This is a genomic window from Bradyrhizobium sp. BEA-2-5 (genome assembly GCF_032918025.1).
GTDB classification, from domain to species: domain Bacteria; phylum Pseudomonadota; class Alphaproteobacteria; order Rhizobiales; family Xanthobacteraceae; genus Bradyrhizobium; species Bradyrhizobium pachyrhizi.
The window spans coordinates 6615015-6633554 of record NZ_CP136629.1 but is presented as its reverse complement, the minus strand read 5'-3'; the positions used below and the strand labels follow the sequence as shown (position 1 = coordinate 6633554).

Below are 18540 nucleotides of genomic sequence, written 5' to 3'. Positions count from 1 at the left end.
CAAGTCCTCGCTAAGAGCCTAAGCTTTCGGGAAGCTGACGAGGAATCAGAACTGATCGTAACGATCCTGAGATTTTCCGCGGGACGCCGTTCGGCCGATCAATGCCGAGCTCATGCGTTGCGCCGAGCATGAGCAAAGCGTGACGTTGAGATTTCCCGCCCGGAACCTGGCGGGCAGGAAGCTGGATGCCACTGCGCCCGCGAAGGTGCACTGAACTCGCTGACCGGCGCCAGGCTGCCAATGCGCCGCCGTCAAAACAAACCTGCCGGTTCGACACTCCTTTGACGGTCACTTGGCTTTAGTCGGACGCGGCATTGATGCCGCAGCTTCGAAACAAACTAATGTGGCTTCCATCGACGACATCGTAGGAAGACTCGTCAGCTCGTCGACAGCTAAGTAGGAGAAGTGTCTATGGAAACTGACACACTCAGCTGACCACAGGAGAACGAGCATTGATGAACACAGGACGGGCCGAGTCGAGCGCGGGCACTTCTTCCGAACGAAGCCACCGGCAAGGTTGCCTATGCGGTCTCACGCAAGCTGCGGCTCAGTGGGTCGAGGCCTTGACCGGAGCGCGGGCGCCCGCTGGTCCGCAGCAGTCGCAGGATCAGCTCCTGGACGCTTGGGCTGGCGAAGTGGATCAGGGGCAGGGCGAGAACCGGCAACAGGCGGTAAGGCGAGTGCGAGCTTGGCGAGAAAACGCCGATGTCTCTGCGCCGCTGCCGCTGAATCTGTCATCGCTGTCCCTGACGACTTTGCCCGCCCTTCCGCCGAACCTGCAGCAGCTCGACGTCAGCCGCAATCAGTTGACCCATTTGCCTGCGACTCTTCCGGCTGAGCTCTGGGATCTGAACGCCGACGAGAATCTGCTGACCAGCCTTCCCGAAAGCCTCCCGGCGGGGCTCCAGCAGCTCCACGTCAACAGCAATCGGCTAACCGGCCTGCCCGATACACTCCCGCCGAGGCTCCTGCGGCTCTACGCCAGCGGTAACCGGCTGACCAATGTGCCCGATACACTCCCGCCTGGGCTGCTGCGGCTCTACGTCAGCAACAACCAGCTGACCAGTCTGCCTGATGTCCTTCCCGCGGGGCTCCGGCAGCTCGGGGTCGCCGGCAACCGGCTGACCAGCCTGCCGGAGACGCTGCTAAGCCAGCTAGGCTCGGCCTGCAGAGTTGAGCTGGCAGGTAACCCGCTATCCGAGCGGGTGCGGACGAGTCTGGCGACAGTCCTGAACGCCCCGGGCTATAGCGGTCCGCGGGTCTTCTTTTCGATGGATGAAGGAACGGCGAGCGCTCCAGCCTGCCCCCTAAGCGAGGTGGTAGCGGACTGGATGGAGAGCGCGCCGGCATTTACCTGGCAGAACTTCGCCGGCGAGGCGGGCGCGCCGGAATATGCGGTGTTCCTCGACAGGCTGCGAAAGACCGTGAGCTATGCCAATCCAGAGTTCCGAAAATTAGTGGCCGATGATCTGCGGCAAGCAGCGATCAGGCCGGGGTTGCGCCAGCAGTACTTTCAGCTGGCGTTTGGGGCTAGCGAGACGTGCGAAGATCGCATCACCCTCACCTGGAATAGCATGCAGACAGCACGCGTGAACGCTGATGTCGAAGAGGGTGCCTATGACAATCGGCTCGGCGAGCTCGTCGACCAGGCGCGGGTCCTGTTCCGCCTGGGCACACTCGAGCGGATTGCTCGTCAGAAGGTCGCTTCGCTCCAATTCGTCGACGAGATCGAGGTCTATCTGGCCTATCAGGTCAAGCTACGCGAGCGGCTGGACCTGCGGCTCATCGCTCCGGAGATGCGCTTCTTTAAGGTCTCTTACGTCACTGAGGAAGACCTCGCCGTGGCCGAGACCCTGGTGCGCAATGAGGAAGCGGCGGGGTTCGCCGACCATCTGGCGACCCGCTGGCAACCTTGGGAGACGGTGGTGAGCCGGATCGCCCCTGAGGCCCATGCACAGATGCAGGACCGGCTGATCGAGGCGATGGACGAGGATTTCCAGAGCCGCCTCGCGCAGCGGCTCGCCGATCATGACCTGACCGGAAACAGCGATGCCGAGCTGCGGTTCGGAGCAAAGATCCGCGACGAGATCGCCTGCGAGATAAAAGGCGCGCTGATGCGCCAGGTGCTCGCCGACCACGGCCTTGAGCTGTGAAATAGACGTCCAACTGCGAGAAATTGCTAAAGCGCGTCCGCACTCAGCCAACATCTAGATCAGGAATTGATTACGACCTGCTTTGCCAGTACATTTGGAACAAATTCCACGGTTCCTCTAGAGCAAGCGGGGTTCGCCGACCTCTCCAGCTCCTCGTTGAAAATCTGCCATCGTCTCCTGGGTCGCAGCCTTAGGTCCCGTCAAGAGATGTTGCCCGGTTGATGGAGTTTGGATCCTCGAGCATTACGCCCTGTGTCGGCGCGGTCCTCCTGGGGATCGCGCCGACGCTGGGCTCGTAACTCCGGTCGGGCTACGCCCTCCCTACGTCACGAGCCCAGCGAAACTCTCTCACCTTGATTGAGCTCTTCCGCATATTTGGTGCAGGTCCCTTTTGCTTTTCATCGAGCGCATCGTCCATTGTCATGCGGCTGCGAACAGGCTGTTTCTGAGCAGTTCATATCCTGAACGGCCATACATCTGGCGCTTTATCGTCTTGAGACGGTTGATCTGTCCCTCGACGAGGCTAGTGCTCTAGGGTTGGGTGATGGCTCCGCGACAGCTGCAATGTCGCGGTCGATCTCTTGCGCAAGCGAGGCCAGTTCGCTCCTCGCAGTATCCACGATCCATTGATCGAGACCCGCGTCGTCGTCGCCCCGTATCAATGCCGCGAGCCGTCGCGCGAGCTCACCGGCGTTCGAAAGCTCCGGCGCATCCTCATAGAGATGGTGAAGGAACCGCTCGGTCCGCCCGTCGAACGATGTAGGCCCTTTGCTCGAGAGCCATGCACAGTCGCGGCGCGAGGGCAGTCGCCGCCGCACATTTGGCTCAGCCGCCGGTGAGCCCTGCTGGAGGCCAACATTCCCCCGCTATACGGTCGCTTTACGGCCCTCAAAGCTGCGGAGCTTGATTTCGGTCCACAATTGCAAACCGCGTCGTTCGCCTTCCTCCCAGCGCTTTTCCAGATAATCACGAATAAGATCAATGAGCACAGAGTCCACGGGGGGCCGCCGGTGCTCAGGCTCAACGCCCGCAGCAAGCCACCGTTCGACCGTCCTCACGCTCATGCCGATCCGCGGCGCGATCCCGCAAGGCAACAGGCCGGCAACGCACAAATCGAGGCTTTCGACATAGAGTGAACTGCGGTGGCTGCGCCGCGAGCAGCGCAGGGCATCAAGTTTCGTTGCAGGCTCTGGTTCCGGCTTGGCTTTGTCGTTTATGGTCTTTCCAGCAGCACCGACCGCCTTGCGATAACGGCCAACAGCCAAACGCAGCGCACCCAGGTTTTGGAGAAGGTGAAAATGGTCGGCGACCTGCGTTGCATCATCGGGAGCACCGCGTCGGGCACCTTCGGAATAAAAGCCGCCGCGATCGCGCGCGATTACCTCGATGCCTGGATGGCGTTCCAGCCAAGACGCGACCGTATCGGAATTTCGGTCCGGCAAAAGATCAATGACGCGATTGCGTTCCAGATCGCAGATAATGGTCCTATAGCGCAGCCCCTTGCGCCAGGCCCAGTCGTCGATGCCGATTACACGCGGCGCTTCTGGCGTTGAACTCAGCTGCGCGGATCATCCGCAGCAGCGTGTCGCCGCGGGCCGGCATGGCCAGCCTGCACGACAGACGCGCACCCGGCTCCCCGCCGATCGCGAAGCCGATCGCCAGTTGGCTTTCGCTAAGCCGGGCCGTGCGTCGCTTTCGGCTGAACCGTTTCTGGCAACCGCTCGGTGAATATGCGACTCTAGCATTGCGCTCACGCATCGAAACCGTCGCGCGTGAAGCCGGATCTCGACAACACGACCCCGCCACGGAAGATCGGATGAGCGTTGCACGTAATGGCTGTGGACGCGGCGCGTCTGGCGGCCGCAACCGGGACAGAACGAGACCGATGACTTCAACCGAGCCACGAGCACCGCTTGATCGACCTAGGGAAGAATCTGGACAATCGAAAGCTCGGGAGATACCAGCGAGCGGAATGCATGGAGCAAAGCGAATCACGGACGTCGACTGCGATTCCGACCTGATGGCCTTATTCGAGCCTTCCGTGAATCTCGCAACCTGCATCAGATATGCGGAAGAGCCCAAAACGCCGACGATTTCGTACATCTATGCGCCGCAGGGCGTCCGCGCGTCAGATCCGGAGCAACTCACCGTCCAAGCAGGCGAAATGGCGGACCGCTCGTACGACACGGACAAGCACTTCAAGGACGAGAGCCATGCCGAGCGCAAAATCTGGATTGCAGCTCTCAAATTCAGGGAGAACTGAGAGCGCAAGTTGCACGCTGCAGAAAAGCGGGCGAGATCGAAGATACCACCTTGCCAATGATCCGCGGGGCATCGTGGTCGCTGAAAAAATACGCCGTAGGGCCGAGGATCCTGGTTTGCAAGCATATGAGGATGCATATTTCGCGTACAAGGATGTCCACGAGGCGATTGGTAGACCCGAAACGCCGCTCGTTTCTCCTCGACGCAAAATGAATTGAGCCCCGCACAGCGCCTTGCGACGCGCGAACAATTTGGCAGAGCATTCATTCGCGGATAGGCTAATCGGCCTACCGTGTAGTCGGTTCTCACCCAGCTTGTAGTGAGGGCCTGCTTCTTTCTCGGACGGCTCGAAGAACATCGTCTTTGGCAAATGCAGCCAATGCCGGACTAGCTCAGAGGCCGAAAGCTCCGAAAGCCAAGAGCCAAAGTCAAAATTTGGTTGAAAGCGGAGCAAGCGCCGCGCCGGTGAGTTTGAAACGACAAGTCGGTACCGAAACGGCCTGATTGGTCAGGCGTTCCCGCTAGTCGAGGCGAGATAGAAGCTAAGTCAGATACGCAATCTACTGATTCTGAAAAGCCTTCATCTGCTTGAGGGGGAGCGAGTGTTCAAGCTTCTCAAAGGCGGCTGAGCAACGGTCAACTGACGTCCTGCGCAGCGGGCGCACGCCTCGCTGATTACCACCCAGAGCTTATGAGGCTCGCTTGAAACATTGCGATAACCAAGCCGTCGCGTAGAAGTGCGGACACATACTTGGCGCCTGTGCGGTCAGATTCCAGTCAGCTTCGCTGTCTATCAGGGAATGAGCGGCACTCGCTCAACAATTTGTAATCTTCCGATGGCGAGGAATCTGATGTTCGGTCGAACCGTTGTCTCATCCAACCAGTCTATAAGCGCTAGACAGGCTGATGAATCGAGAGACCCAGAAGATGGTCTTCGCTTTGCAGAAACGATTGCAGGCATGGAACTGGGTGATGATCAAGCGATGCAACGTCGAGAGGTCGCTCAGGACGATGCACACTCAAGTAAGTCGCAATCCAGTTCTTGCCGACAGACAGATCGAGCGGAATCGTCCGGCACATTGCGTTCTGAACTTCAAGCGTGGTGCAATCGAGCAGTCACGAAAAACAGATCATCATTCTTTCTCAGCAAAATGTGTTGTGCTCCATCGACCTCAGATGAGGCAAGCACATCGCGATCATGCGAGCAAAGGCAAGTGGCCATGGATCGCATCCTGCGCTGTTTTGACGAGGGTGGGATGGACCTAGACCTGAGGGAGCTGAATTTGTCGCAGCCGCCCCCTGGGCTCAATCGGATTCGTCACCTGCGTCGCTTGGATATTTCGGAGAACGCCGCGCTCACCCAGTTGCCCAACGAAATTTTCCAGTGCAGGCATTTGACGGAGCTCATTGCGGATGACTGCTCAATTGTCGAGTTACCTCGTAGTATCGGGGCGTTAAAGAACCTAACTACGCTTTCGCTGTCATTCAACTCATTGCGTGGATTGCCGGATGAAATAGGCGACTGTGAAGCGCTTGAGAGGCTTATCTTGGCGGGCTGCAAGCTTCGCCAGCTACCCAGCACAATGGGAAATTGTCAAAATCTTTCGGCGCTAAATTTGGCATCAAATAGTGAATTGAGCAATCTTCCCGACATGAATCTTGGAGATTTGGCGATCTACGTTACAGGGACACAGCTGGCAATTATGTCCCGGGTATTCAGGTCTCCGACGTTAGAGTATCGGGAACGCTTACCTTTATCGAAAACATGTGAGGAAATAAAGCGCAGGTGGAGTCGAGTCGGAAGCGAGTTATCCGCCGATGCAGGCTTCCGCATAGACAAGCTTCGGTATTCCGCTTCGCCAACATTGGCAGACAATCATGAAATGGCCTCTTCATGGCAGCATGCTGCAGCCATAGTTCAGGAGTGGGCGAAGAAGAATTCCCCATTTACGAGAGACGGTATTTTTGCGCTAAATCGTATAATACTGGGACACGAAAATGAGGCCACGCATACCGGCGTTCTGCGAGAGGTGGATGTGCAGGCTGCCGACGGGGATACTTGGACTGCGAAAAGATATCCGCCACCTCAAACACTTTCCAAAGAAATGGCCGCTTTCGCCGATTGGACCGCAGACAGCGAGCGCCGCCTGACGTCCAGTGATCCCATGGCCGTGGTGGAGTTCGCGGCTCAGGTCCATCAGCGGCTGGCCAGCCTGCATCCCTTTGAGGATGGTAACGGGCGAACCGCTCGCTTGGCAATGGACTGGGTGCTCTTGCGGCACGGGTTACCGCCGTCGCCGCCGATCGGACCAGCTAGCCGCACCCCGGCCGTGTTCTTAGCGTTTCGGCAAACTCAGATTGAGGATGTTGTACGAGAAACAATTCAAGGCATGGAGGCTGCGCTTCGAGAAGCGGCGCCCGAGTCCGACACCCAACTGATGTTTTCAGCCGAGTAAGCGATTTCATCTCGACAAAATCAATGACCTGCGCGGGCCGAGGAAACTTGTTGAAGAGGCAATGTATCGCAGCAGCTGAAAAACTCACGCGGTCCGCAGCTGACACATATACTGTCGAACCAGCTGACCCCAATGGATTGTCGCAATACGGCAAATTGCGAGCTCGCCGCCGTCGATTGCAAGTTCGCTCGCAAGAAATGTGAGCATAGGGCTTCAGCCAGTCACCAATCTGAGCTGAAAAGAGCTCCGTGTCCTGTTCGAACAGTTTGATCCCGTCGCTGCTGATTCCGCTCTCGATGTCGCCGGCCATTGCGGATGTCGCCTTGGGGTGACGAGGCTCTTCTGGCTCCGATACGGTCCCGCCTTTCGTTGCGAAGGGGGACCTGGATGCCGACGGAGAGGCTTGCGATGCGCCATGTGCGCGATGTGATCAGATTGAAGTCGGCTGGGATGCCGACCCGCGAGATTGCGCGGCGGTTGGGGACGGTGCGATCGAGTAACATAACGCAGATATCGCGCAGGTCCTGGTCATGTTCTTTTGGTCGAGCTACCCAGCGCCGTTGATGAACATGAGCGATGGGCATGGCTTGAGAAAACCAGGCCGTGTCATCACAATTGCTGTCGCGTGTTGCCTGTGCATCCAGTCACTCCGCCAGTACTCGCGCGCTCATCGGCCGAGCGTGCGCGCTGTGCCTTGTTTTTCTTCGTCAAGCGGTACGAATAGCCCTTCGACGATTCTGATCAGTTCGCTAGTCTGACTGAGTCGCAAAACTGCAGACATTATCCGGCCGGAATTAGCGACAGTCGAAGCGTGGACCATCAGCCGACGAGGCTACATGAGCGGGCGTGGCACCAAGATCGGCGAGATGCAATTTGCGGCGCATTTGGAGGGGCTTGCCAGCGTCATCGGTCATGCTGATCGGAAGGTACCGCTGCGCGACTATCGCGTCGGCCTCATGGCCTGTGGCGGTCGCAAGAGCGTGGGGCCGATCACGGCGGTGACGGCCCCAGAACGGGCGGCCGCCCAGCATCAATCGCTGCTGCATTTCGTCGGCAGCGGTACCTGGTCGGATGAGAGGTGCTGGGCAAGGTACGCGAGATGGTCTTGCCATCGATTGAGCGCCAAGGCCGGATCGAAGCCTGGATCATCAATGAAACCGGATTGCCCAAGCAGGGGCGACATTCGGTCGGAGTTGCACGGCAATATTGCGGAAGGCTCGGCAGGGAGGATAGTTACCAAGTGGCGGTGTCACCGTCGATTGCCAACCACCACCCAGCCTGCCTGTCGCCTATCGCCTTTATCTTCCGTAGGAACGGACTGAAGACTGCGATCGGCGGCGCAAGGTGGGGGCATTCCTGCCGAAGTCGACTTCCGGACCAAGCCGGAGGTCGCGCTGGAGCAGTTGCAGTGGGCCTATGCGACCGGCCTTCCGCGCGGTGTCGTGTTGATGGACGCGGGCTATGGCAACAACAACGATCTGCGCAGGGAGATCGCGGCGCTTTTTCGCATTGTGAGCTTCTGCAAATTGAAGAATAACAAGCGGGCGACCGTCACTGCCGCATCGCATGCCCGGCGGGCCGCCGCAGCAGAGTGGACTCGATCAAGTCGAGCAGTTGTCGTTCAGATGCCCTGCTTTCTTCTTTCGTTCGCACCGTTTGGGCTGGCGCGGGTCGAACAGCACGAGGCTGGCCGCGTCCTCCAAAGCGCACCAGCTCGCCGAACGTGAGCGCAAGCTGCGGGCGCGTCGCCGTCGCCACCTGTCAGGTCAAAGCTCTGATTGACCGTTGGCTTTCTTCGGCGGACCGCTGGCATCGAAATATTCGAGAGTTACATCCGATCTGTCAGCTTATCGACAGCAAAGCCGGTCAGATTGAGAACGTCTCGATCTGGACTGACAGGCCCTTGCCGGTGAACGCGGTCTCGCGCGGTTAGCTTCATCACGCAACTGGACACGATCTGGTTTGACAGGAGCTGATCTTTAATTGCCTGCTTCATCAGTCGTAGTGATCACCACCCACGGTGATAGCTGCGAGCTTCGAACAGCGCCGGTCCGGCGCATTCCCTAATTTGGCTACCGAAGAGACGGCATCGATGAATACAGTAGAGGTGCAGCTTGGCGCCGGCACCGCCTCGGAGACCTCCGATATCGAAACTTCCGATTCCGAAACCTCCGAACCAGGGTCCCCCGCCGCGGCGCGATGGGCCGGAGTCTTGACGAATGCGCGGGTATCGGCCGCCGACCCTGCCTCGTCTCAGAATCAGATCTCGGCGGGTTGGGTTGCCGAAGAGGGGCAGGCAGAAGGCGAGAACCGGCAAGAGGCGGTTAGTCGAACAAGTGATTGGCGGGAGGACGGCGATGTCAATGGGCGTCTGGATCTGTCTTCCTTGTCCCTGACCGCCTTGCCCGTCCCCCTTCCGGCCGGCCTCCGGCGGCTCTACGCCGTCAACAACAGGTTGAGCAGCTTGCCCGCGAACCTGCCATCCCGGCTCCGGCGCCTGATGGTTGACAATAACCAGCTAACTCATCTGCCCGCCCTTCCGGCAACGCTTCGCGAGTTGGATGCCAGCGGCAACCGGCTGACCAGTCTGCCCGACCTACCAACCAGGCTTCAGCGCCTGAACGTCGATTACAATCAGCTTACCAATCTGCCCCAGCCTCTCCCCGCAGAACTCGAATGGCTCAGCGCTAGCCACAACGAGCTGACCAGCCTGCCCGAGACGTTCCCCGCCGAGATCCTCTGGCTCGGCGCCAGCAACAATCAGCTGACCAGCGTCCCCGAGACCCTCCTGACGCAACTAGGCCGCGAGTCCAGTGTTGATTTGGAACATAATCCGCTGCCTGAACCGCTGGTGACCAACCTGTCGACAGCCACGCATCGCTGGGACTATGTGGGCCCGCAGATCTTTTTATCGATGGACGAAGGAGCGGAGGAAGTTGAGCCGCGGCCCCTGCACGAGGTTGTCGCGGACTGGCTGGAGGGCGAGCCGGCGGCGGTAGCCGCCTGGCAACGCGTCGCCCTACAGCCGGGCGCCCAGAACTACGCGCTTTTCCTCGATAGGCTCCGGGCCAGTGTGAACTATAGCAATGACTCGTTCCGGCAGGCGGTGGTCGAGGATCTGCGGCAGGCGGTGGCCAGGCCCCCATTGCGCGAGCAGTTCTTCGAACTGGCTTCTGATGCCAGCATGAGCTGCGAGGATCGCATCACTTTGACCTGGAACCGCATGCAGACCGCACGCCTAAACGCTGATGTCGAGGACGGCGCTTATGACGGGCGGCTTGACGAATTGCTGCAGCACGGCCGTGTCATGTTCCGCTTGGAAGCGCTGGACGGTATCGCGCGCCGGACGGTCGAATCGCTCCGCCTTGCCAACCCGGACGCCGACATCGACGAGATCGAGGTCTATCTTGCCTACCAGACCCAGCTGCGCGAGCAGCTGGAGCTCCGGCACATCGCCCCGGACATGCGCTTCTTGAGCGTCTCTCACGTCACCGAGGACGACATTGCCAGGGCCGAGACGTCGGTGCGGAGCCAGGAGGCGACGGGCTTCGCGGATTATCTGGCAACGAGCTGGCAACCGTGGGAGACGGTTATGAGGCGCATCGTCCCCGAAGATCATGCCGCGATGCAGGATCGGCTCTACGAGGCGACGGGAGAGGAGTTTCAAACACGCCTGAATCGAGGCCTCGCCGAACGTGGCCTGATAGGCGACCTCGATGCCGAGCGGCTGCTCGGAGCCGAGATCGTGAAAGAAATCACCCGTGAGATCAAAAGTGAGGTCATGCACCGGGTGCTCAGCGATCGCGGCATCGAGCTGTGAAGCGTTCTTTGATTGCAAAACGGCTGACAATGTTCACTTCCACGGTACTCCGTCGCAATCGTGATCTTTGGGAGGACGGCGCCGGATGAGTCTTTTGGCGAAGACATGTCGTCAATTTTGCATCGCGTGGTGCGCGTGCGAGCGATCAGGTAGCAGAGAGAAAGCTGTTCTGGTTCCGCAAACCAGATTGTACCAACGGCGGCGGCGCTTTTCCGATCACTCTCGGCGGTGCTTACTGCGTTGCTGGCCGACCGTATCTCGCGGCGAGGGAAGGGCGTGACGCGCACATCGCGGCTATCTTCCAATGCGCATCGCCAGCGAACGTCTCCGACCGGGTGCGATTTTTCAGAAATCGTTCAATTGCTCGGAAACGAGAGCTGTGACTTAAGCGCATCTTTGTCAGGCTGGAAAAAAGAGGCCGCCGCCTCTGCGAGTCACGAGATGTGCTCTGCCGGCGCGGCGGTCAGCAACATCGTCCAATACAATGCCACCGGTTCAGTCGAGCGCCAAGCCCGTGGTGAGATGAATGACGAAGCGCAAGGATCGTATCGGTAGCTCTCGCGAGAGCGCCAGGCAGTCAGAGAATGCGCAAAATTTGCGATTTGTCTTGGGCCTTCGATGGCCGACACCGCCAACGCGCTCCTGCAACTAGACGTCACGCCAGGAGCGTGCGCCGTCGTGGTCGCCGCTACCATATCGGCGATGTAGAAGCCGCTCTCACGTGCACGTCAGCTTGGCGTCAGCTGCAACAACTATGAATGTGCGCTCGTTTCGACAGCCTCAACTAAGCTGCCAACGAAACTTCACTGCTACAGAGGTAAACTACATGTACAACCGAATCAATGACTCATTCAGCCAATTCAGTAACGCCGGCGATGCCTATGAGGCCAGCTATTCGGCGGACGGCCATGGCTTTGCGGAAACGCTTGCAAACATGCACTTGGGGTCGGATGCTAGTTCCTCTTCGTCGCGGTCGTACTCGCTGGTTGGTCGGCCTCCCATCGTGGAGATCTCCAAGCGCTCATTCGCTGAAAAAGCGGAAGCCTTTTATGGCGACGAGATCAGGCATATCGCCGCGAACCCGCAAGAGTACTCGCCTCGCATATCCTCGAAGGCCAAGCTCGTAAAAAAGGTTGCTAAAAAATACGGTAACACCCGAGATACGGAACATGCGCGCTATTTCAGCTATCAGCTAGGCAACACAAGCGTCGGACTTCTAAGAACAGAAGGCGGCTGCAAGATGAGCGACGAGTTCGACGGAGATCAGTGGCGCAAAATGTTCCCGGGGCGAACCGAAGTCACATCCACTGTAGATCTTCAGATTGCCCATCCGCTCGTCGATAACGCGGGCGATATCTTGCTTGAGCATCAGCTTCGCCTCGACGGCGATCGGGCACTGCTCCGTACCCGTCCCGCAAATGCTGAAGCGGCGGCCCGCTCGCGGGAGTTGGGTTTTGCTTCCGTGGATGACGATAACATGGTGCTTGATCCCACCCAACATCCCGAAAAGTGGACGAAGAACTGTAACGATGAATGGCAACGGGCAGACAAACCCGCGCAATATTTGTCCAAAGCTGAGTCCAGCGAATCGGAGAATGAAACGGGGCACGTCTCGTATCGGTCCGACGATGACTATGACTTTATGTAGGATCCTTTTCGAGAATCCTGGCAGACAAGCCGCGGCCGACAGGACCTGACCTGAAAACGTCGGTCGCCTGCTGAAGGCGGCTCGCTGGCGGAGTTCGAAGTACCGGCGCCAGCATTGGCACTTGTTTGCCGTCACTCGGTTTCGGCCTCCATGACAAAAGGAGCTGAGCCGGTCGATAGGCCCTGTCTATCGGCCGATGAGATCAGACAGGCAGGCGCCGACTGGCGGACCGAGGCCTGCGCGCGCGTCCTTGTGTGTTCGCGCAGGCGCAACGTCCGCCTCGCTCGTACCTCATTTGTGAGCGGCAATTGCTCGCCTTGCGCGTGTCGTCATCATCTGCGGTTACACGAAGCTACAAACCATTCGTCCTGCCGGCTTTAGCGAAAGTAGATCAGGTGCGCGGAGGCCGGTGTCGCTTCCTCATCGGAAATAGCCGATTCAGCCATAACGACATCGCAGTTGTTGATCTGTTGCAGCGGCTAATCGAGCGATGTCCCGGCCGCCGATACATCTGCGCCGCAGATGCAACGGCACGACATCACCGGCGGCCGCGCTGCGACAACTGACGCTTCTCCATATCATTTTTGGCCCAGTGCGGGCGCGGGCCTGACGCCGTCCTGGTGCGGGTTGTCGAGAGAATAGGGGCCTTCCGGTTTCCCATCGCGGATGATGGTCGTCGAGGAGCCGCGAAATAATGTCAGCACCGAGTCCCGCGTCGGCGTCTCGACAGCGCGTGGTCGGGCCTGCGCCTCAGTCACGAGGCCTTTCAGGGTCTCATCCACGAGTGCGATGAAGCGTGGCGGACCAGACGCCAGGACCAGACCATTTCCGGGCGCGGCTCTTATTGTATAGCGCTCGTCGGAGATGTTGAGCGCATCGAGGGCCGCCGTGAACGCGCCGAAGCTGATCGGACCCAGTAGAAGCAAACGAGTTTGCGCCTCCTTTGCGGCAGACAGGTAAAGCACGAGCCCATCGTAATACCATTGCAGATTGTAGAGCTGAGTGAGATGGTCGAGGAACTCCCGCGGTGACAGATCCGGCATGTGTCCGCGAATCCGGCCCTTCACTTCGCTGCTGATGTTGATTCTGACGTTGAGGTTGTTGCCGAATTCCTGCAGCGCAGCGGGGAGGTCCTGGTCCAGAACCGTATAGCGATAAGGTGTTGAGGAGAGCGACAGGGGAGCGCCGAACGCCGCACGATTTCCGGTCGAAACGAATGCCCCGACACATAGAATTCCAATCAAAACGCACTGAATCATAAATGGGATGAACATTAAGGTTCTCTTCGACCTGGCCAACGGGAGTGAAGTCGCTCAAATGTAGACGGCCAAACGTGATCATTAGATGGCGCTAGGTGCGACGAACTGGTCAGCTTCTCGTCAGCTCGCTTCTCTAGGAATTCTCTGTAGGATATTGAGCCGTTCATGGGTCTGAGCGGCAAGTCCTATCACATCCCGAAGAGAGCAAGGTTCTTCCACGATGATGTTAGGTGCTGTGCCGATTTCTTCCAACCTGACCGAAGGCCTGTGCAAGACCTGCTCATCAGTAGCAGTCAGCGAGCAAGTCCAGTTCCAGCAGAGCGTTTCGCAGGCGGCCTCGACCCCAGCCGTTGCGTCGCCGGTGATGGAAGCAGCGCCAGTGTCCCCGACATCCGAAGTTTCGCGAACAACTACGCAAGCGGCTCCTTTGGGCGAGCGAATCCTGCAGAATCTATCTTCACTGTATCGGGTCAATGCTGATCCTCGCGCTGTAGCCGCGGGCGGACCCGCTCTTCCGAAGGCCGTTGAGCCCGGATCGGCATCGCAGCCCCCGTTGTTGCAGCCGAGCGGGGCGGAAACAACTTTGCCGGTTGTTCCCCAACGCGCAGATAACTTCGAGGCTATGTTGGCGAATCTGAAGGACGTTTCTGACAGCTTCATTCAGATGACGCTCGTTTCAAATGCCATTGGCAGCGTCAGTTCCTCACTGAACAAGCTGATATCGGCAGGCTGAGTGGGGCGGATGATCGGTTCAATCTGTCACGAAAGCGGCTGTCGCGCGCGCTCCGCCAAGCGGTTCCGCGTCGCGGCTTTGCTATCGCTCCTTCTTCCCCTTGTTGGTTGCAAGGCCGATCTCTACACCAAAGTGCAGGAGCGCGAGGCCAACGAGATGCTCGCGGTCCTCCTCAAGAACGGGGTTGATGCGGTCCGTGTTGCTGCCAAGGACGGGACCAGCACGATCCAGGTCGAACAGAACCAGCTGGCCTCTTCGATTGACCTGCTGAATGCCGAAGGGCTGCCACGCCACTCTTTCAAAAGTCTCGGCGAGGTGTTCAATGCGGCGGGCCTGATTGCTTCGCCGACTGAGGAGCGCGCTCGTTACGTTTATGCCCTAAGCGAAGAATTGTCGCGCACAATCAATGATATCGATGGCGTCCTCTCAGCGCGCGTCCATGTCGTTCTGCCAAAGAACGACCTGTTGCGGCGAGACACCACGCCGTCTTCGGCGTCGGTTTTCATCCGCCATGATTCCCGGGCGGATCTCTCAAGCCTGCTGCCGCAGATTAAGATGCTCGTCGTCAACAGCATCGAGGGCCTATCCTATGACAAGGTGGCAGTCGTGTTCGTGCCGGTCGAGCGGCCTGCACTCGAGCAGCGGCCTGGGTCGGCGGCTGCATCAGCCCAAGCATCCGGGTTCATTTCAACGCCATTGCTTGCGATAGGAGTGGGTCTCGGCGGCTCGGGATTAGGCGTACTATCCTATGTCTTGCTCGGCGCCCGTGTGCGTCAGCGCGGGCAAGCATCTCCCAAGGCGGCCGTGGCGACGGGACGTTCGGGTGCGTCCGCGATCGAGGCCGTGCGTAAAGCGATCAAGCCTAATGCAGCCTAGGGGAATATTCGACATGGCGACACCGAAGCCGTCTGCCGAGCGACGTCGTTCGCTCAAAGCGCCAGTTGAAGGTATTAGCGAGCTTGCCGCCTCGATTCATCCGACCCGCCTTGCCGCGTGCCTTGATGCGAACCTCTCGGCTGCGACGTTGGTACAGCTACAGAAGAGCCGCAGGCTGCAGACAAGGATGGCGGGGCTGCTGCTTGACAGCGATATTAACTTTAACGGCAGTGGCTGGACGCCGGACCTTCTGCTCGGACATGATCCGAAACGGGCTGCTGTGCTCGCCGGCTGTATTTTTCATGCCCGTTCGCTGATCAAGTTGATCTCAAAGGCCGATGTCGCTGTGCTGATCGGGCATGTCGGTGCCGAAGCGCAGGCTTTCGGTATCCGACACGCCGCGCATGCAGCTTCAACCAGAGTCATTACCGATCCGCAACAGCTCGCGCAAGAAATCGATGACGACGGGCATGCCTGTCTCGGCGCCTGGCTCGACCAAGCGTCAGCGCTTGATCGCAGCCGCGTGCTTCTACGCTTGGCTGTCGGAACTGCCGCCGACAATCCAGCGACCGAACACCGCCAAGCCGCAGACCGTTTGTTTTCCTTGGTGTTGGCTCAATTGGCGAAGGAAACCTCTGCGTTATGACAGTCGACGAGGCCGCTCCACCGATAGCTCCGCACATGCGCCCACTTGGCCCTCTCATAGCGGCAAAGGATCTCGAGATCTGGCAGGAGGCCGCCGAGGCGCGAGCCGCTGCAGAGCGGCATCTGCAGCGGGTTCGCAGCTGGGCGCGCAGGGCTTATCAGTTGGAGCGAGCGCGCGGGCATGCCGAGGGGCTGGCGGCCGGTACCGAGGAAATGGCACAGCTGGTCGCGCAGGCCGCCTCGGAAATGGCACAGAAACACGCCGTTCTGGAGGAGGAATTGCCACAGCTCGTGATGGAGATGGTAACTGATCTGCTGGGCGCCTTCGATCCCGGTGAGATGTTGGTGAGGACGGTTCGTCACGCCATCCAGCGAAAATATGGCGGGGCGGAGCTTTCTCTTCATGTGTCCTCCATGGACGCCGATGCCCTTGCCCACGAATTTGGTGGGTGCGACGGACGGGAGGGCCGTCCAACGGTCCGAATTGTTTCGGACCCGGCGCTATCCCCGCACGAATGCGTGCTGCGGAGCGAATTCGGCAATGTTGATCTCGGACTTGCCGCGCAGCTCCGCGCGATGCGTCTTGGACTCGGGTTAACTCCCGCCGCAGGCGAGCCGTGACGACGCGCGGAGCAAACCGTGGCAATGCCGTTGCCGAGGCGAACCTGCGCGGTGTGCTATCGCGTCTGCGATCGACAGCAAGGCATGTCGACACGCGTGCCGTACGCGGACGAATCACGCGGGCGATTGGCACGCTCCTTCATGCAGTCTTGCCCGATGCCCGTATTGGAGAGCTTTGTGTCGTGCAGGATCCGCGCACCGGGTGGTCACTTGAGGCCGAGGTGATCGGTCTGCGGGAGGATGGCGTGCTGCTGACGCCGATCGGAGACTTGCAGGGCTTGTCCAGCCGCGCAGAAGTCGTCGCTACCGGACGAATGCATGAGGTGCCAGTCGGACCCGATTTGCTTGGCCGGGTGATCGACAGCTTCGGCCGTCCGCTCGATGGCAAGGGTGCAGTCAAAGTCACCGAAACTCGTCCGCTGCGCGGCAAAGCGCCAAACCCAATGACGAGGCGCATCATCGAGCGGCCTTTGCCACTCGGTGTGCGCGTCCTAGATGGTCTCTTGACATGTGGCGAAGGCCAACGGATCGGAATCTATGGAGACGCTGGTTGCGGCAAGTCGACGCTGATGTCGCAGATTGTTAAAGGCGCGGACGCTGAGGTCACCGTCGTTGCGCTTATAGGAGAGCGCGGACGTGAGGTGCGTGAATTCATCGAGCGCCATATTGGGGAGGCGGCCCTTCGCCGCACGGTCGTTGTCGTTGAGACCTCCGACCGGTCGGCAATGGAGCGCGCGCAATGTGCTCATACGGCGACGGCACTCGCCGAGTACTTTCGTGATCAGGGACAGCGGGTCGTTCTCATGATGGATTCGTTGACGCGCTTCAGCCGCGCGATGCGTGAAATCGGCCTAGCCGCGGGTGAGCCGCCGACCCGGCGGGGCTTTCCTCCCTCTGTCTTTGCCATGCTGCCGGGACTGCTCGAGCGTGCGGGCATGGATGCGTGCGGCTCAATTACAGCCTTCTATACCGTGCTCGTGGAAGGTGAGGGTACCGGCGATCCAATCGCCGAGGAAACGCGCGGCATTCTCGATGGTCATATCGTTCTCTCACGCTCCATCGCCGCGCGAGCTCAATTTCCCGCTATCGATGTCCTGTCGAGCCGCAGCCGCGTCATGGATGCCGTCGTATCCGCGCAGCATCGCGAGGCAGCATCTTTCTTCCGCGATCTGCTCTCACGCCACGCGGAGGCCGAGTTCCTAGTCAAGGTCGGCGAATACAAGCAAGGTAGCGATCCCCTGACGGACCGAGCTATCGCCTCGATCGATGATCTGAACAACTTCTTGCGCCAAAGCGAAAACGATGCGTCCAGCTTTGAGGAAACCGTCACATGGATGTGCCGTCTGACCGCATGAGTTGCATTCACGCGTCCAAATTGCGGCACGTCAAGGATCTGCGTGAATGTAGTGCCCGCAGTGAACTGTCTAATATGGACGCCAAACGCAATATTGCGGTCCTGGCCGCGAAGCGCGCATGGCGCGAACTGATAATCGCAGAAGAGCATCACGCACGGGCGGAGCGGGAAGTTTACAAGCAACTGGTGTCGCTCGGGACCTTGTCCGTCATCGAACTCGATCGCAGCCAGCTTACTCTGGAGAAGCTCGCGGGTGAGATTGCATCGAAACGCCAGACGCTTGAGGATGCGCGTATCGCTCAAGGGCAGGCTGAGATAGCGGCGTCGGAAAAACGGGTGCACTGGGTCAAACGTTCCGCGGCGAGTCACAAATGGCGACAGATCGAAACCGACGTCCGACGTGCGGCCCATGATCAATCGGAGGTCACGGCCGAGATAGATGCCGATGATGAAGTCCTGCTTCGCTATGGGCAGCGGTTACTCACAAAGGTGGCAGACGGTTCAATCTGATGAGCGCTAATCATGTTGGGACGCAAACGTGCCGTCATGCAGAGCCGCCTTGCGCGCGTCGTGCAGATGAATGCACCGCGTACAGGCCATCTCTGGTTCTGACTCATGCGTTGGTCTCGTGGCTCAATGGGATCGCGCGGCCCCGCACGTCTTTGCAGACCAGCCTTGGCGATAAGCCGCTATCGGTGCGACTGGCACGAGTC

Annotated in this window: 15 protein-coding genes and 2 pseudogenes; 13 read left to right on the top strand and 4 right to left on the bottom strand. The window is 59.3% G+C overall.

All coding sequences use genetic code 11. The features are described from left to right. The first annotated feature begins 455 nt into the window (after positions 1–455). Positions 456–2153, top strand: a complete 1698-nt coding sequence (locus RX327_RS31205; protein ID WP_317248088.1) for an NEL-type E3 ubiquitin ligase domain-containing protein — start codon at positions 456–458, stop codon at positions 2151–2153. An 866-nt stretch (positions 2154–3019) separates the two neighbouring features. Here the strand turns inward: RX327_RS31205 and RX327_RS31200 are convergent. The 3 genes and pseudogenes from RX327_RS31200 to RX327_RS31190 all read right to left on the bottom strand — a co-directional run bounded on the left by RX327_RS31200 (position 3020) and on the right by RX327_RS31190 (position 3982). Continuing rightward, a complete protein-coding gene (locus tag RX327_RS31200; protein WP_317248087.1) occupies positions 3020–3418 on the bottom strand; it encodes a hypothetical protein in 399 nt (132 codons plus the stop codon). Between the two features lie 66 nt (positions 3419–3484). Next, a pseudogene (locus tag RX327_RS31195) lies at positions 3485–3622 on the bottom strand (hypothetical protein); the annotation flags it as partial. Positions 3623–3721: 99 nt separating this feature from the next. After that, a complete protein-coding gene (locus RX327_RS31190; protein WP_317251360.1) occupies positions 3722–3982 on the bottom strand; it encodes a hypothetical protein in 261 nt (86 codons plus the stop codon). Between the two features lie 212 nt (positions 3983–4194). Here RX327_RS31190 and RX327_RS31185 point away from each other — a divergent pair, with 212 nt between their 5' ends. From RX327_RS31185 to RX327_RS31155, 6 genes and pseudogenes are all read left to right on the top strand, one after another. Then, positions 4195–4416 (top strand): hypothetical protein, encoded by a 222-nt coding sequence (locus tag RX327_RS31185; RefSeq protein ID WP_317248086.1) that lies wholly within the window; start codon positions 4195–4197, stop codon positions 4414–4416. Positions 4417–5635: 1219 nt separating this feature from the next. After that, positions 5636–6871, top strand: coding sequence for a Fic family protein (locus tag RX327_RS31180; protein WP_317248085.1), 1236 nt, complete (start codon positions 5636–5638; stop codon positions 6869–6871). 836 nt (positions 6872–7707) lie between these two features. Continuing rightward, positions 7708–8105 (top strand): annotated as a pseudogene (locus RX327_RS39340) (transposase); the annotation flags it as partial. Between the two features lie 91 nt (positions 8106–8196). Further along, positions 8197–8598, top strand: coding sequence for a transposase (locus RX327_RS31165; RefSeq protein WP_317251359.1), 402 nt, complete (start codon positions 8197–8199; stop codon positions 8596–8598). Between the two features lie 365 nt (positions 8599–8963). Beyond that, the gene (locus RX327_RS31160) at positions 8964–10691 is read left to right on the top strand and encodes an NEL-type E3 ubiquitin ligase domain-containing protein (RefSeq protein WP_317248084.1); all 1728 of its coding nucleotides are present in this window, start codon (positions 8964–8966) and stop codon (positions 10689–10691) included. Between the two features lie 826 nt (positions 10692–11517). After that, positions 11518–12339, top strand: a complete 822-nt coding sequence (locus tag RX327_RS31155; RefSeq protein WP_317248083.1) for an Effector protein NopP — start codon at positions 11518–11520, stop codon at positions 12337–12339. Positions 12340–12917: 578 nt separating this feature from the next. On the opposite strand, the gene RX327_RS31150 is transcribed toward RX327_RS31155, so the two are convergent. After that, complete coding sequence (locus tag RX327_RS31150) at positions 12918–13613, bottom strand: nodulation protein NolW (protein ID WP_317248082.1); 696 nt, start codon at positions 13611–13613, stop codon at positions 12918–12920. A gap of 205 nt (positions 13614–13818) precedes the next feature. Between RX327_RS31150 and RX327_RS31145 the strand changes: the two genes are divergently transcribed. The 6 genes from RX327_RS31145 to RX327_RS31120 are packed head-to-tail and all read left to right on the top strand — an operon-like array spanning position 13819 to position 18337. Further along, a complete protein-coding gene (locus RX327_RS31145) occupies positions 13819–14331 on the top strand; it encodes a nodulation protein NolB (RefSeq protein WP_317248081.1) in 513 nt (170 codons plus the stop codon). 9 nt (positions 14332–14340) lie between these two features. After that, the gene (gene sctJ / locus RX327_RS31140; RefSeq protein ID WP_317248080.1) at positions 14341–15207 is read left to right on the top strand and encodes a type III secretion system inner membrane ring lipoprotein SctJ; all 867 of its coding nucleotides are present in this window, start codon (positions 14341–14343) and stop codon (positions 15205–15207) included. Between the two features lie 13 nt (positions 15208–15220). Next, positions 15221–15853 carry a nodulation protein NolU gene (locus RX327_RS31135; protein ID WP_317248079.1) on the top strand — a complete coding sequence of 211 codons (633 nt, stop codon included), beginning with the start codon at positions 15221–15223 and terminating at the stop codon, positions 15851–15853. Further along, the gene (gene sctL / locus RX327_RS31130; RefSeq protein WP_283088260.1) at positions 15850–16473 is read left to right on the top strand and encodes a type III secretion system stator protein SctL; all 624 of its coding nucleotides are present in this window, start codon (positions 15850–15852) and stop codon (positions 16471–16473) included. Before RX327_RS31135 ends, sctL begins: the two co-directional genes overlap by 4 nt. A 44-nt stretch (positions 16474–16517) precedes the next feature. Then, entirely contained in the window at positions 16518–17828 is a 1311-nt protein-coding gene (sctN, locus tag RX327_RS31125) for a type III secretion system ATPase SctN (protein WP_410712206.1), read from the top strand. Then, positions 17804–18337 (top strand): hypothetical protein, encoded by a 534-nt coding sequence (locus RX327_RS31120; protein WP_317248077.1) that lies wholly within the window; start codon positions 17804–17806, stop codon positions 18335–18337. Before sctN ends, RX327_RS31120 begins: the two co-directional genes overlap by 25 nt. Positions 18338–18540: the final 203 nt, after the last annotated feature.